General features: G+C 75.6%; 13 protein-coding genes. All 13 read left to right on the forward strand.

What is annotated here, in order from left to right:
- The first annotated feature begins 62 nt into the window (after positions 1-62).
- The gene (locus OG447_RS04680; RefSeq protein ID WP_266938750.1) at positions 63-2,096 is read left to right on the forward strand and encodes an ATP-binding protein; all 2,034 of its coding nucleotides are present in this window, start codon (positions 63-65) and stop codon (positions 2,094-2,096) included.
- 168 nt (positions 2,097-2,264) lie between these two features.
- A complete protein-coding gene (locus OG447_RS04685) occupies positions 2,265-3,821 on the forward strand; it encodes a phage tail sheath family protein (protein ID WP_266935009.1) in 1,557 nt (518 codons plus the stop codon).
- A gap of 43 nt (positions 3,822-3,864) precedes the next feature.
- Positions 3,865-4,305, forward strand: a complete 441-nt coding sequence (locus OG447_RS04690; protein ID WP_030388073.1) for a phage tail protein — start codon at positions 3,865-3,867, stop codon at positions 4,303-4,305.
- Positions 4,302-4,796: a hypothetical protein gene (locus OG447_RS04695; protein ID WP_266935010.1), complete on the forward strand. Its 495-nt coding sequence runs from the start codon at positions 4,302-4,304 to the stop codon at positions 4,794-4,796. The genes OG447_RS04690 and OG447_RS04695 overlap by 4 nt, the downstream gene beginning before the upstream one ends.
- A complete protein-coding gene (locus OG447_RS04700; protein ID WP_184791610.1) occupies positions 4,793-4,951 on the forward strand; it encodes a DUF6760 family protein in 159 nt (52 codons plus the stop codon). The genes OG447_RS04695 and OG447_RS04700 overlap by 4 nt, the downstream gene beginning before the upstream one ends.
- A gap of 4 nt (positions 4,952-4,955) precedes the next feature.
- A complete protein-coding gene (locus OG447_RS04705) occupies positions 4,956-8,507 on the forward strand; it encodes a hypothetical protein (RefSeq protein WP_266935011.1) in 3,552 nt (1,183 codons plus the stop codon).
- A gap of 92 nt (positions 8,508-8,599) precedes the next feature.
- Complete coding sequence (locus tag OG447_RS04710; RefSeq protein WP_266935012.1) at positions 8,600-9,025, forward strand: phage tail protein; 426 nt, start codon at positions 8,600-8,602, stop codon at positions 9,023-9,025.
- A gap of 76 nt (positions 9,026-9,101) precedes the next feature.
- Complete coding sequence (locus tag OG447_RS04715; protein WP_266935013.1) at positions 9,102-9,836, forward strand: LysM peptidoglycan-binding domain-containing protein; 735 nt, start codon at positions 9,102-9,104, stop codon at positions 9,834-9,836.
- Positions 9,833-11,650, forward strand: coding sequence for a VgrG-related protein (locus OG447_RS04720; protein ID WP_266935014.1), 1,818 nt, complete (start codon positions 9,833-9,835; stop codon positions 11,648-11,650). The genes OG447_RS04715 and OG447_RS04720 overlap by 4 nt, the downstream gene beginning before the upstream one ends.
- Before the next feature lie 52 nt (positions 11,651-11,702).
- Entirely contained in the window at positions 11,703-12,020 is a 318-nt protein-coding gene (locus OG447_RS04725; protein WP_266935015.1) for a PAAR domain-containing protein, read from the forward strand.
- Positions 12,020-12,442, forward strand: coding sequence for a GPW/gp25 family protein (locus tag OG447_RS04730; protein WP_030722541.1), 423 nt, complete (start codon positions 12,020-12,022; stop codon positions 12,440-12,442). The genes OG447_RS04725 and OG447_RS04730 overlap by 1 nt, the downstream gene beginning before the upstream one ends.
- Positions 12,442-14,430 carry a putative baseplate assembly protein gene (locus OG447_RS04735; RefSeq protein ID WP_266935016.1) on the forward strand — a complete coding sequence of 663 codons (1,989 nt, stop codon included), beginning with the start codon at positions 12,442-12,444 and terminating at the stop codon, positions 14,428-14,430. The genes OG447_RS04730 and OG447_RS04735 overlap by 1 nt, the downstream gene beginning before the upstream one ends.
- Complete coding sequence (locus tag OG447_RS04740; protein WP_266935017.1) at positions 14,427-14,999, forward strand: phage tail protein; 573 nt, start codon at positions 14,427-14,429, stop codon at positions 14,997-14,999. Before OG447_RS04735 ends, OG447_RS04740 begins: the two co-directional genes overlap by 4 nt.
- Positions 15,000-15,232: the final 233 nt, after the last annotated feature.

The raw sequence follows: 15,232 nt of genomic DNA on the forward strand, positions 1-15,232 counted from the left end.
CCCTCCAGCCCGCGCCCACGCCCCCGGCCGGCGCCGGGGCCCCGGCGGGCGCGACCCCGTACCTGTGGGCGCGGCTCCAGCTCATCGAGGAGCGGGTACGGCAGGCCGTGGCGCTCCGGCGGGCCGTCGATCCCGACCCGGACGACCCCTACCGGGGCCAGTACCTCACCCCCGAGGCGGTCATCCGCGTCCTGGACGCACCGCACGGCCCCGCCCTGCCCCCGCCCGCACCGGCCGGTCCCCCGCCCGGCTCGCCGCTCGACGTCCTCGCCACGCGCTTCGCGCTGGCCCCGCTCGACCTGGACCTGCTCCTGGTCGCCCTGGCTCCGGACCTGGACGCCCGCTTCGAGCAGCTCTACGGCTACCTCAACGACGACCTGACCCGCCGCCGGCCCACCGTCGCGCTCGCCCTCGAACTGTGCGGCCACGGCGGGCCGGCGGCCGCGCGGTTCCGGCTCTCCCCCACCGCACCGCTCGTCGCGGGCGGCCTGCTGGAGGTCACCGAGCCCGAACGGCCGCCCCTGTCACGGGTGCTGGCCGTCCCGGACCGGGTCACCGCCCACCTCCTCGGCGACGCCTCCCCCGACCCTCGGCTGGCCGACGTACTGGGCGAGGCCGCCGACGACCCGGCCGTCGACCCGGCCGAACTGCACCGGGCCGTCGCCGCGGCCACGAGCGGCACCGGCCACGTCCACCTGCGCACCCGCGGCGGCGACCCCGCGGGCCTGGCCGCCGCCGCGCTGCGCGCGAGCGGGCTGCGCCCCCTGGCCCTGGACGCGGCGGCACTGACCCACCCCACCCGGGCCGTGCCCGAACTCGCCCGCGCCGCCGCCCGCGAGGCCCGCCTGCTGGGCGCCGGTGTGCTGCTCGGTCCGGTGGAGGAACTGCCCGACAAGCCCGACGAGCGGGCCCGCGTCCTGCGCACCCTGTGCACGGTGCTGCGCGGCATCCCCCTGTTCACGTACGGAGCGGGCGGCTGGGAACCCGCCTGGGCGGCCGACACCCCCGTCACCCTGACGGTGGCCGCCCCCTCCCCCGACCGGCACGTCGTGCGCTGGCGCCACGCGCTGGAGCGGGCCGCCGGAGCATACGGCGCGGGCGGGGACGCCGACGCGCTCGCCCGGTCCGTGTCCGCGCACCGCCTCGACGCCGGACAGCTGCGGCGCGCCGCCGACACCGCGGTGCGCACGGCTGCGCTCGACGGCCGCCCGGTCTCCCCCGACGACCTGCGCTCCGCCGTACGGTCCCAGAACGGCGCGGGGCTCGCCCGCCTCGCCCGCCGGGTGGAGCCCGCGGTGGGCTGGGACGACCTGGTGCTGCCCGGCCCCACCCACCGCCGGCTGCGTGAGCTCGCGGTGCGCGCCCGCCACCGCGACCAGGTGCTCGGCCAGTGGGGCATGCGGCCCGGCGGCGGGCGCGGGCGCGGGGTGATCGCACTGTTCGCGGGTTCCTCCGGCACCGGCAAGACCATGTCCGCCGAGGTCGTGGCGGCCGACCTGGGCATGGACCTGTACGGGGTGGACCTGTCCACGGTCGTGGACAAGTACGTCGGCGAGACCGAGAAGAACCTGGAGCGGATCTTCACCGAGGCGTCGGCCGTCAACGCGGTGCTGCTCTTCGACGAGGCCGACGCGATCTTCGGCAAACGCTCGGAGGTCAAGGACGCCCACGACAAGCACGCCAACATGGAGTCGGCCTACCTGCTCCAGCGGATGGAGTCCTTCGACGGCATCGCCATCCTGACCACCAACCTGCGGGCCAACCTCGACGAGGCGTTCACCCGCCGCCTCGACGTGATCGCGGACTTCCCGGTGCCCGACGCCACCCAGCGGCTGGCCCTGTGGGAGCGCTGCCTGGGCGACCGGCTGCCCCGGGCCGACGACCTCGACCTCGGCTTCTGCGCGGACCGGTTCGAACTGGCCGGAGGCTCCATCCGGGCCTGTGCGGTGACCGCCGCCTACTTCGCGGCCGCGTCAGGTGAGCCGCTGACCATGCCCCAGGTGGTGACGGCGGTCGCCCAGGAGTACCGCAAGCTCGGCCGCCTGGTCCTGGAGGGCGAGTTCGGGCCGTACGTGGACCAGGTCACGCACGTGTGAGCCGGGCGGCGGACGGGCCGGGCGTGCTGCCTGGCCGGTCCGGCGGGGCCGACCGGGAGGGCAGCGTACGTGCCCCCGGCCAGGTCCGAACGCCCCTGCCGTCGGCGACGACCGCCGGAAAGGCTGTGGACAGACCTGATTGCAGAGCCGTGACGCGAAGGAGCGAGCATGCCGACGTACCTCACCCCGGGCGTGTACGTGGAGGAGGTGCAGTCCGGTGCTCGCCCGATCGAAGGGGTCGGCACGGCCGTCGCCGCGTTCGTCGGGTTCGCCCAGAGCGGCCCGTTCCACGAGCCGACGCTGGTCACCAGCTGGGACCAGTACACCCAGCGGTTCGGCGGCTTCACCGAGGGCACCTATCTGCCCCACGCCGTCTACGGCTACTTCGCCAACGGCGGCGGCGCCGCGTACGTCGTCCGCATCGGCGGGTCCGCCCAGGACACCTCCGCACCGGCCGCCCGCACCGGCCTGCCTCACCAGCGCGCGGCGGAGCAGGTCGAGTTCGGCGGCTTCCTGGTCGCGGCGCGGCCGGGCGTCACCGGCGTGAGCGTGGAGATCACCGACGCGGACGGCGAGAACCCTCCCGAGGACCGCTTCAAGGTCCTGGTCCGCCAGGGCGAGCAGGTGGCCGAGAGCTACGAGGTGTCCGCCCGCAAGAACGTCAAGGGCTACCTCGTCACCCAGGCCCGCGCCTCGAAGCTGATCGAGGTCACCGAGCAGCGGGGCGCGGCCCAGACCCGGCCCGCCGGCCAGACCGTGGCCGTCCCCGACGCCCCGGCCGCGCCCGCCGCGACCGGCCACGGCGACGTGTCCCGGCTCGACCCGGCCGAGTACGTCGGCGACGCGGGCGCCCGCACCGGCTTCGCCGGCCTGGAGACCATCGACGAGATCACCATGGTCGCGGTGCCGGACCTGATGAGCGCCCACCAGCGCGGCGACATCGACTCCGAGGGCGTACGCACCGTGCAGCTCGCGGTGATCTCGCACTGCGAGCAGATGGGCGACCGGGTGGCCGTCCTGGACACCCCGCCCGGGCTCTCCGCGCAGCAGGTGCGCACCTGGCGCAAGGACGAGGCGGGCTACGACTCCCGCTACGCCACCCTCTACTACCCGTGGGTGCGGGTCTTCGACCCGGCCTCCGGGCGCAACACGACCGTCCCGCCGAGCGGTCACATCGCCGGCGTGTGGGCGCGCAGCGACGCCGAGCGCGGTGTGCACAAGGCCCCCGCCAACGAGGTGATCCGCGGTGCGGTGGACCTGGAACTGCGCCTGAGCAAGGGCGAGCAGGACCTGCTCAACCCGATCGGCGTGAACTGCGTACGGGCCTTCCCCGGCCGGGGCATCCGGATCTGGGGCGCCCGCACCCTCTCCTCCGACCCGGCCTGGCGCTACCTGAACGTGCGCCGCCTCTTCAACTACCTGGAGGAGTCCATCCTCCTGGGCACCCAGTGGGTGGTCTTCGAGCCGAACGACGACCGGCTCTGGTCGAGCATCCGGCGCAACGTCACCGCGTTCCTGACCGAGGAGTGGCGCCGTGGCGCACTGTTCGGCCGCACGGCCGCGGAGGCGTTCTACGTCAAGTGCGACCGCGACAACAACCCGCAGGAGTCGATCGACCAGGGCCGCGTGGTCTGCGAGATCGGCGTGTCGCCCGTCAAGCCCGCCGAGTTCGTGGTGTTCCGGCTGGCCCAGTTCTCCGACAGCACCAGCCTCGTCGACGAGTGACATCCGGGACGGCCGGAACAGCAAGGAAAGGTGAAGGACAGTCATGGCAGAGGGCGATGCTCTTTCCACCCACATCTTCGGCGTGCAGCTCGGTGGCTACCTGGTCGAGTCGATCCAGGAGATCAGCGGCCTGACCGTCGAGGAGGAGGTCGTCGAGGTCCGCCAGGTCAGCGCGGAGGGCAAGCAGATCATCCGCAAGCAGCCCGGCGCGCGCCAGGCGGGCGAGGTCACGATCACCCGGGGACTCGACAAGAGCAGCGAGTTCACCAAGTGGATCAAGGAGACCCTGAACAACGGGGCCGTCGACACCGCGCGGCAGAACCTCACCATCGAGATCAAGGACTCCACGGGTGCGACCGTCCGCCGCATCCAGCTGATGCAGGGCTGGGCCTCCAAGTGGGAGGGCCCCTCCCTCAAGGCCGGCGAGTCCGCCGCGGCCACCGAGTCCGTGACCATCGTGTTCGAGGAGATCATCGTCGAATGAGGCGCCGTACGGTGACGGCGGGCAACCTGGAGGAGATCCTCCAGGTCACGGCGCCCGCCACGGCCCCGGAGCAGGCGGCGGCACCTCCCGCCGCCCCTCCGTCGGCGCGCGAGGACCACGGGCTGCGCACCGAGTTCGAGTTCGAGCTGCCGCGCGGGTACGTGGACGAGGCGGGCACCGTGCACCGGCACGGCGCGATGCGCCTGGCCACCGCCCGCGACGAGCTGCGCCCCCAGATCGACCTGCGGGTCAAGGAGAACCCGGCGTACCTGAGCGTCGTACTGCTCAGCCAGGTGATCACCCGGCTCGGCACGATCACCGACGTGCACGCCGGGATCGTCGAGCGGATGTACGCGACCGACGTCGCGTTCCTCCAGGACTTCTACCGGCGCGTCAACAGCGAGGGGCACACCCGCGCGGCGGTCACCTGCCCGCACTGCGACGGCGGCTTCGAGGTCGACCTCTCCGGTGGGCGCCTGGGGGAATCGTGACGTACGCCCTCCCCCGGCTCAGGGAGGAGATCGCGTACATCGCCTACCACTTCCACTGGCAGCGCGACGAGATCCTCGACCTGACCCACGGCGAGCGCCAGGAGTGGGTCAACGAGATCGCCCGTATCAACACCCGTGTGAACGAAGGCGGTTGAGCAGATGGCATGGCGGGACAGGCTGCGTCGGCGCGCCGCCGTGCCGGACGCGGCGGCCGCCGGGCGGGCGGCGTCGGCCGGGCCTTCGGGCGGCGCGTCCGCCGCACAGGGCTCCGGCGTGCCGGGCGTACCCGGAGTACCCGGCCTGCCCGGTGACTGGGACGGCGGCTGGCGCATGACCGCGCCACCCGAACTGACCGTGTCGCGCGCGCCGATGGGCGTCAGCGACGGGCTCGCCTTCCGGTCCGGCCTGGCCGCGTGGCGCGATCCGTCGTTCGACACCGGGCTCGCCCACGCCCTGCTGCCGTCCGCCCCGGCCGGTCTCGTACGCGGGGTCGCCCGCCCCGCCGTCCGCCCCGCCACCGCTCGCCCCGACCACAGCGGCGGCGGCCCGCTGCTGCTACGGGCGCTGCGCCCGGCCGAAGCGGACGCCGCGCCCGGGACGGAGGCGCCGGTCGAGCCGGTACGTTCCGCGGCTCCGGCTCAGGCTCCGGCTTCGCCGCGCAAGCGCGACGGCGACACCCCGCAGATCTCGCGCCGTGCGCGATCCGGCGCGCCCTCGTCGAGCGCGACGCCGCCCGGCCCGAGCCCCTCGGGCCCGCGCGGCCCGGCCGCCGATCCGGAGGCGTCCGGATCGGGCGCACCCGCATCCGCGGCGAGCCCGGGCCCGGGCCCGGGCCGATCCCTGCCGAACGCCGTACCGCCGTCCCGCGACGGCAACCGCAGCCGTGCCCGTGCCCAGGACGCCGGCGCCGGCACGCGCGGCTCCGGCGCTGGCGCACCGGGCCCGGTCGTCGCGCGGGCCGCCGCCGACGGGCGAGGCTCCGCCACCGGCGCACCGGGCCCGATGCCGTCCCGTGGCGGCGACCGCGCCCGTGGCCAGGACGCCGACGCCCGCGCGGGCGGGTCCGGCGCTGGCGCACCGGGCCCGGTCATCGCGCGGGCCGCCGCCCGCGGCGAAGCGGGGGAGGTGCACCCGGGGGCCGGGACGTCGGGTACGCCGACGCGCGTGGGCCCGCCGACGCCTGCGCACCGGACCCCGTCGGGGGCGCCGGGCGAGACCGGGTCCGGGTCCGGGTCCGGGTCCGGGTCCGGGTCCGGGTCCGGGTCCGGGTCCGGGTCCGGCGGGGCGCTCGGTACCCGTGGCCTCACGCCCACGCACTCCGCAGCGGTGCTCGGTACTCCCGCTCCTCCCGTGCAGCGGGCCGGGGCGGCGGGCAGCGCCGCCGCCGTGTCCCCTGCCGCGCCCGGCCGTGCGCCGATGCCTCCCCGGTTCCCCCTGGTCCGGCGTATCGCCGTCGTCCCCGGAGCAGCCACCGAAGGAACCCCGGCCCGGGGAGCGTCCGCCGGGCGTACCCCTGCGGCCCCCTCCGGTCGGTCCCCCGCGTCCACGCCGCCCGTCCAGCGGGCCGCGACGAACCCGTCAAGGTCCACCAAAACCCCGGGCTCCACAGGATCCGGGTCCGCCGCGTCCTCGTCCGGTCGGTCCCCCGCGTCCACCGCACCGGCCCAGCGATCCGCGACGAACCCGCCGACGTCCACCAAATCCCCCGGCTCCACGGGATCCGGGTCCGCCACGTCCCCCTCCGGCCCGTCCCCCGCGTCCACCGCACCCGCCCAGCGGACCGCGGCGAGCCCGTCCGGGTCCAGCGGACCCTCGGGCTCCACGGGGTCCGGGTCCGCCCCGGCCACCTCCAAGACCCGTTCCGGCCGGGGCGGCAAGGAGCTGCCCGCCCCAGCGGCCCCTGGCAGCGCCGACACCCCCGGCTCCCGCGGCACCACCGGTACCCCGGGTACCACCGGCTCCCGCACTGCCGACACCCGTAGCACCGCCTCGGGCAGCGCCGGAACCCCGGGCACCACCGGCTCCGGCGGCACAGCCGGCACCACCAGTACCGCCCCGCCCCGCGCGGAAGCGGCGGCGTACGCCGTGGTCCGGCCCCGCGCCGTCGGCCGTTCGCTGACCGTCGCCCGGGTCCCCGCCACGCCCAGGCGGCGCGTGTCCGTCGTACGTCCCACCGTCCCCCCGGCACACGGCGCCGACCCGCACCCCGCCCCCGTGCAGCGTGCGGGAAGCCGTCCACCGCTCGGCGCCCCCCTGGCCGAACTGCCCGCCACAGCCGTGCCGTCGGGCGGCCCCGCAGCGACGGCCGGTTCCGTTCCCGGCCCGGCGATGCCCGTGGTCCAGCGCCAGGCGGAGGCCTCGGCCGACGGTGCGGCCGCTCCCCCCGGCGGTGGGCCGAAGGCCACCCCGGCCGGCTCCGCACCCCGGCCCGAGACGACCCACGGGCCCGGCCCCGGGCCGTCCAAGCCGCGCGTACGCACCGGGCTGGGGGCACCCCTGCCCGCGCTGCCGCCGAGCGCCGCCGTGCCCGCCTCCCCGTCGTCCCCGTCCCGCGCCGCGCGTTCCGCCTCCCCTGCCGACGTCCAGCGCGCGCCGGCGCGTACGTACGCCCCGAACGGCCACGCGCCCCTGCTGGGGGGAGGCGACGTACAACGCCGTACCGCCGAACAGCACTCATCACCGGGCGCCGCGACCCCCGCGCCCCACGCTCCCCGGGGCGGCGGCCCGGCCGGTGCTCCCCCGCTCGTCGAGCGGGCCACCGCCTCGCCGGACCTCCCGGCGCCGCAGCACGCCGCTCCCGCCCGGGGCGGCGCCGCGCCCACGGCGGAGCACCGCGCGGGCGGCTCCGCCACCCCCGCCGGACCCGGCCGTGCCGAGGGGCCGTCCGCGGCCGGAAGCGCCCGCCCGGCCCCGCTCGTCGTCGCCCGCACCGTCAGCGCCCCGGACGGAACCCCGCACCGCACGCCCGACGCGGCTGCGCCCTCCGTGCCCCGCACCCTCCAACTCCTCGCGGCACGGCCCCTGACCCTCGGCACCCGTGACATGGGGAGCGCGGCCGCCCCCGCCGCCGCCCGCCCGGCAAGCCGTCCCGTCGTCGCGGCGCGCTGGCCCGCCTCGCCCGCCGCACCGCAGGTCCAGCGAGCCACGGACGGGCCACGAGGAACGACCGTGCCGACACCCGCACGCGCCCCCGGCCCCCGCTCCGGCTCCGGCTCCCCGGGCCACGCCCCGCGTCCCGCGCACCCCGTGCGTCCGGCGCCGGGCCCGCACCCGGCGCCCGCACCGGGCCCGCCCCTGCCCGTGACCGCCCCGCACGCACCGCCCGTCGCCGTCCAGCCCGCCCTGGCCGCGCCGTCGGCGCAGCCCGTACCCGTACCCGTGGTGCGGCCCCGGCCATCGGCCCCCGCCGCCGTCCCGGGAGCAACCGGCCCCGTGCCACCGGCGACCGGCCCCCACCGGGCGGGCCCGCCACCGGTGCAGCGCGACACGGGTGGCAGCCGGGGCGGCCCCGGGGCGAGGGGTGTCCGGACTGCCGCGCCCGCCACCCGCGGCGGCCGGCCCGAGGGTCCGCACGACGCCGTGCCGCAGGGCGGCGACCTCGACCTGGACGACCTGGCACGCCGCCTGCTCGACCCGGTCGCCCGTCTGCTGCGCACCGAGTTGCGGCGCGGCCGGGAACGCGCGGGCCGGCCCTTCGACGGCCGCCGCTGAGAAAGCTGGGAACGCGCTGAGAAAGCTGAGCACGCGCTGGGAACGCTGAGCACGCTGAGAACACGGACGAACGAGAAACGGACCACGGACCGATGACGGACAACATCTTCGCGACCAGCGTGTTCTTCCGGCTGGCGATCGGCGGCAACGACCTCGGCGCCTTCCACACCTGCTCCGGCATGGGCGCAGAGGTCGAGATGGAGAGCTACGCCGAGGGCGGCAACAACGGCTTCACCTGGCAGCTGCCCGGGCGCGTGACCTGGTCGAACATCACGCTCACCCGGCCCGTCACCGCAGACACCGCGAAGATCGGCCGCTGGCTGGACGAGACGCTGCGGCGGGTCGAGCCCAAGGACGGAGAGATCGTGGCACTGCGGCCCGATCTGAGCCGGATCATCAGCTGGCAGGTGTTCGGGATCGTCCCCGTGCGGTGGCAGGGGCCGTCCTTCGACCCCGCCAACTCCGAAGCGGCGGTGGAGACCTTGGAGATCGCCCACGCGGGCCTGCTGCCCTCCTGACCGCCCGCCACCCCACCACTCCGCCGCCCCCGCCCCTCTCTCCTCGTCCTCGCCGCTCCGGAAGGGAGTCCACGCCATGGCCGCTTCGGCACGCGCCAGCCGCGCCCGGGCCCAGCTCACCCTCAAAGAGCCCCCCGCCTCGGTCGGGGCCAAGCCCGGCGGGACGATCGCGAAGCTCAACCTCCAGTTCAACCCGTCGACCCTGCAGCTCGGCAAGACCACCGAGTGGCGGCGCACCCCGTCCCGGATGGCGGGCCAGTCGGCGCTGCCCGAGTTCGTGGGCAGCGGTCCGCGCACCCTGAGCCTGGAGGTGTTCCTCGACGCCACCGCCACCCACGACAACTCGGTGGAACAGACGGTGGAGAAGCTGATGAAGGCGTGCGTGCCGACCCCGGCCAGCCTCGGCCGCAAGAAGCCGGCGAGCCCCTGGGTGCGCTTCGAGTGGGGCAGCGCGCGGACGACGTCGTTCGACGGGGTCCTGTCGAACCTGTCGGTGTCGTACACGCTCTTCGACGTGGACGGCAAGCCGCTACGGGCCACCTGCTCGCTGTCCATCGAGGAGGCGAGCGTCGACCCGCCCGGCCAGAACCCGACCTCCGGCGCACGCACCGCCCGCAGCACGCACACCGTGGTGGCGGGCGACAGCCTGGCGATGCTGGCCTGGCACGAGTACGGCGACGCGACCGCCTGGCGGGCCATCGCCGAGGCCAACGGCATCGACGACCCCATGGCGCTCGCCCCCGGCACCGAACTCGTCGTGCCGGGCATGCAGGACGCCGGGCACGGCGCCGTCGAGGAGGAGCAGTGGTGAGCACATCCGAATCCGGGGGCCGGTCGTTCGCGGCCGACCCCATCGTGGAGGCACCCGGCGAACTGCCCCCGATCTGGGCGGCGCAGCTGGTGAGCTGTGTGGTGGACGAGAACGTGGGCCTGCCGGACACGGCCGTACTGACCTACCGCGACCCCGACCACGAGTTCCTGCGCGCCACCGGCGTCACCATCGGCTCCCCGCTGCGGGTGTCGGTGATGACCGTGAAGGGACAGGCGCGGGAGCGGCTGTTCAACGGCGAGGTCACGGCCCTGGAGATCGACCGGGACCGCACCGGCTCGTTCACCGTCGTACGCGCCTACTCCAAGGCGCACCGCCTCCAGCGGGGCCGCAAGGTCGTGGCGTACCGGAACATGACGGCCGCCGCCATCGTCCGCAAGGTGGCCGCCGGAGCCGGACTGGCCGTCGGGAAGGTGGAGGCCGCCCCGGTGACGTACAAGCAGCTGTCCCAGGCGAACGTCTCCGACTGGGACTTCCTGCAGTTCCTCGCGGGCGAGAGCGGCGCGCAGGTGCGCGTCGACGACAAGGGGCTGCTCCAGTTCACCAAGCCCGTGAAGGCGTCCGGGGCGCCCGCCCCGTCCACGTCGGCGACGCGCAACCCGATGGTCCTGGAGTACGGGCGGAACCTGCTCGCCCTGCGGGCCTCCCTGTCGGCCGCCGACGGCGCCTCGAAGGTGCAGGTGCGCGGCTGGGACGTGACGACCAAGCGGCCGCTGGTCGCCGAGCAGCCGTCCGTGGTCAGCGACACGGTGGTGCCGGGCCTCAGCCCCCGGTTCGCCGCCCGGTTCGGGAAGTCCGCCGTGGCCGTCACCGACACCCCGTACCGTACGCAGGCCGAGACCACGGCGGTCGCGAAGGCGGCGGCGGACCAGGTCAGCGCCGGTTTCGGCGAGCTGGAGGCGGTGGCCGAGGGGAACCCGATGCTGCGGGCCGGCAAGCCGGTGGCACTCGGCAACGTGGGGCAGGCGTTCTCCGGCCGGTACACGGCGACGGCCGTGCAGCACGTCCTGGAGCCGCACGGCGGCTACCGCACGACCGTATGGGTCAGCGCCAGCCCGGACCGCTCCCTGACCGGCCTGGTGACCGGCGCCAACGCGCCGGGACGCGGCCCCCGCATCCCCGGCCTGGCGATCGGCGTGGTCACGGACGTGCGCGAGCCCAACGGCTCCCAACGCGGCGCGGTACGCCTGAAGTTCCCCTGGCTGGACGACACGTACGTCACCGACTGGGTGCGCACCGTCCAGTGGGGCGGCAAGGGCGGCGGCGGCGTGGTGAGCCCCGAGGTCAACGACGAGGTGCTGGTCGGCTTCGAGCAGGGACTGCTCGACAGTCCCTACGTCATCGGCGGGCTCTACAACGGCGTGGACCAGCCCTCACCGCACGACGTACCGCTGATCGACAAGACCAGCGGCAAGGTCAACCGCCGCTCGGTGGTGTCGCGTTCGGGCCACCGAGTGGAGCTGCTGGACGCGGCGGCACCGGGCCCCTCCGGGCTGCGGCTGGTGACCGGGGACGAGCGGCTCGAAGTACGCATGGACGACCGCCGGGACCGGATCGAACTCACCGTGTACGCGGGCCGCAACCGTCCGCTGACCTCCGTCCTCCTGGACGGGAACGGCATCACGCTGGACGCCCCGCGGGGCACCGTGACGGTGTCCGGCCGTCAGGTGGACATCGACGGCACCGCCGGGGTCAGCATCGGCGGCCGGTCGGTACGGGTGTCCGGAAAGTCCGATGTCACCATCAACGGCGGCCTGCTCGGTGTCCTCAAGGCCCGCCTCATCCGGATCAACTGAGCCCCCATGGCCCTCGTACCCCGACCCGACCGCCTTCCCCCAGGAGCACCCGATGCCAGCCGCAGCCCGTACCGGTGACCCCACCAACCACGCCGGCCGGATCACCACGCCGCCGCCCGGGGCCGCCGCGGCGGTGGCGACGGTACTGATCGGCGGCCTGCCCGCCGCCGTCGTGGGCAGCCTGCACGTCTGCCCCGTCCCGCCGCACGCGGCCCTGGGACCGGCCAACGTGCTCCTGCCCAACCCGGCCGCGGCCACCGCCGGCGTGGTGCTCGTCGGCGGGCTGCCCGCCGCGCGGGCCCGCGACCAGACCGCCTGCGGCGCGATGGTCCTGACCGGCGCCCCGAACGTCCTGATCGGAGGCGTGTGATGAGCGAACGGTTCATCGGCCGCGGCTGGGCCTTCCCCCTGCGGGTCGGGCCCACCGGCGGGATCGCCATGGTCGAGCGGGAACGGGAACTGGAGGAGGCCATCCGCCTGGTGCTGGGCACCGCGCCCGGCGAGCGGCCGATGCGGCCCGAGTTCGGCTGCGGCATCCACGAGTACGTCTTCGCCCCCGGCGACGGCGACACCGCCGGACGGGTCGCCCAGCAGGTCCGCGAGGCACTGGAACGGTGGGAGCCCAGGATCGCGGTGGACGAGGTCGTCGTGGCCTTCGACTCCGTGGAGGCAGGCACCCTCTACATCGATGTGCACTACACGGTGCGCACCACCAACGACCGGCGCAACCTGGTCTTCCCCTTCTACACGATCCCCTCCGAGGAGGGGGCCGAGGAAATGGTCGCGGACTGATGGCCCTGCCCTCCCCCAACCTGGACGACCGACGGTTCCAGCAGCTCGTCGACGAGGCGAAGCGGTACGTGCAGCAGCGCGCCCCGGAGTGGACCGACCACAACGTCTCCGACCCGGGCGTCACGCTGATCGAGACGTTCGCCTACCTCGTGGACCAGCTGCTGTACCGGCTGAACCGGGTCCCGGACAAGAACTACCTGGCGTTCCTGGACCTGTTGGGCATCCGGCTGTACCCGCCCTCGGCCGCCGTCGCCGACGTCGACTTCTGGCTGTCGGCTCCGCAGCCCGACACGGTGACGCTGCCCGCGGGCACCGAGGTGACGACCGCCGCCGGCGAGACCGAGGAGGCCGTGGTCTTCGCCACCACCGACGACCTGCGGATCGTGCCGAGCGAGTTGACGCGCCTGGTCACCGCGCCCCGCACCGGCGAGCAGACCGACCGGACCGGCGCCCTCGCCGAGGGCCGCGGCATACCGTGCTTCCAGGCGGCCCCCGAGCCCGGCGACGCACTGCTGTTCGGCCTGCCGACGGCGGTACCGCGCTGCGTGGTCGCGGTGCGCCTCGACAGCCGCGTCGAGGGCGTCGGCGTCGATCCGCGCCAGCCCCCGCTGGTGTGGGAGGCCTGGGACGGCGGCCGGTGGCAGCGCTGCGAGACCGGCTCCGACAGCACCGGCGGCCTGAACCGGCCCGGTGAGGTCATCGTCCACGTACCGGCCGGGCACGCCGCATCGGTGATCAGCGGGACCCGCGCGGGCTGGCTGCGCTGCCGGGTCACCGAGGCCGAGCCCGGCCAGCCGTTCTACTCGGAGTCCCCGACCGTGCGCGAGGCCGCCGTCTTCACCGTCGGCGGCACGATGGCCGTGGAGCACGCCGAGCGGGTGACCGACGTACCGCTCGGCGCGTCGGAGGGGGTGGCGGGGCAGACGTTCCGGCTCGGCCGGCCGCCCGTACTGCTCGACGGGGAGCCCCCGGTCGTGGAGGTGTCCTCCCCCGAAGGCTGGCAGCGCTGGGACGTGGTGGAGCACTTCGGCCGCTCGGGGCCCGACGACCGGCACGTGCGCGTGGACGCCACCACCGGCGAGTTCGGCTTCCCACCGGTACTGCGCGAGGCCGACGGCACCCTGCGCCCCTGCGGCGCCGTACCGCCCAAGGGCTCCCAGGTCCGCGTGGCCCGCTACCGCACCGGGGGCGGCCCGGCGGGCAACGTCTCCCGCGGGGCGATCTCCGTACTGCGCAGCTCCGTCCCGTACGTCGCCCGGGTCGCTAACCGGGAGGCGGCGCGCGGCGGCGTCGCCGGGGAGACGATCGACAACGCCAAGCTGCGGGCCCCGGAGGCGCTGCGCATGCAGGAACGCGCGGTGACCGCCGAGGACTACGAGATCATCGCCCGCCAGGCGGCGCCCTCGGTGCGCCGGGTCCGCTGTCTGCCCGCCACGGACGGTCCCGGCGGCGCGGGCGGCGCGGGCGGCGCGGGCGCGGTACGGGTCCTGGTGGTGCCGGACGCGGTGGCCGACGAGGGAGACGACCGGCTCCGCTTCGAGCAGCTGATCCCCTCCGACCAGGTACTCGCCAAGATCGCCACGACCCTCGACGAACGGCGCCTGATCGGCACCCGTCTCGTCGTGGAGCCGCCCGTCTACCAGGGCGTCACCGTGGTCGCCCGGCTGTCGGCCCCCGCCGGGGACGCCGACCGGGTGCGCGACGCGGCCCTCGCCGCGCTGTTCCGCCACCTCAACCCGCTGCACGGCGGACCCGACGGCACCGGCTGGCCCTTCGGGCGGCCCGTGCAGTACGGCGAGGTGTTCGGCGTACTGCAACGCGCCATCGGGGACGTCCTGGTGGAGGAGATCCGGATGTTCGCCGCCGACCCGGTCACCGGGCGGCGCGGCGCCCCCGTCGACCGGATCGACATCGGCGCGGGCACGCTCGTCTTCTCCTACCAGCACCAGGTGGTCGTGACGGAGCCGGAGACGGGGGTGTACGGATGAGCCGCGCCGCCGTCCCCGGCCTGCCCAGCCGGCACCCGATCGGTGAGCAACTCCCCGCGCTGTACGCCGACGACGACTTCGCCCAGCGGTTCACGGCGGGCCTGGACACGGTCCTGGCCCCGGTGTTCACGACCCTCGACAACCTGCCCTCCTACTTCGACCCCCGGCTGGCCCCGGCCGACTTCCTGTCCTGGCTGGCCACCTGGGTCGGCGGCGTCGACGATCCCCGGTGGCCGACCGGGCTGCGGCGCGAGGCGGTGGCACGCGCGGTGGAACTGCACCGCCGACGCGGCACCCGGCGCGGCCTGACCGAGGCCCTGCGCCTGGTGCTGGGCGTGTCCGCCGAGGTCAGCGGGGACGGCGCGGCCACCTGGTCCCGTACGGCCGGCACCGAGCTGCCCCCTGCCCCGGCCGATGAGGTCCTGGTACGGGTGTGGCCGCGGCGCGAGGGAGCGGCGCACGCGGTGGACGCCGACCGGGTCCGCTCGCTCGTGCGCGCCCTGTGCCCTGTCCACACGGTCTGCCGGGTGGAGGTCCTGTCCGGGCCGCCCGCGGGTGAAGGGCGGTGACGGCGTTGCGCGCGTGTCCCGTGTGCGGGGCGTCCAACGGCGCGACGGACGACTTCTGCGGCAACTGCGGCGCCTACCTGGGCTGGTCGGACCCCACCCCCACGAACCCACCCCCACCGACCGCACCCCCCTCCGAAGCGCCGGAGGCCCTTCCACCCGACGCCCCGCCGCACACGCCCCCCGCCGCGGTACCGCCCGCCGCCCAGACCGCCGACGGGGCCATTCCAGCCTCG

The sequence above is a fragment of the Streptomyces sp. NBC_01408 genome (genome assembly GCF_026340255.1).
Taxonomy (GTDB): Bacteria; Actinomycetota; Actinomycetes; order Streptomycetales; family Streptomycetaceae; genus Streptomyces.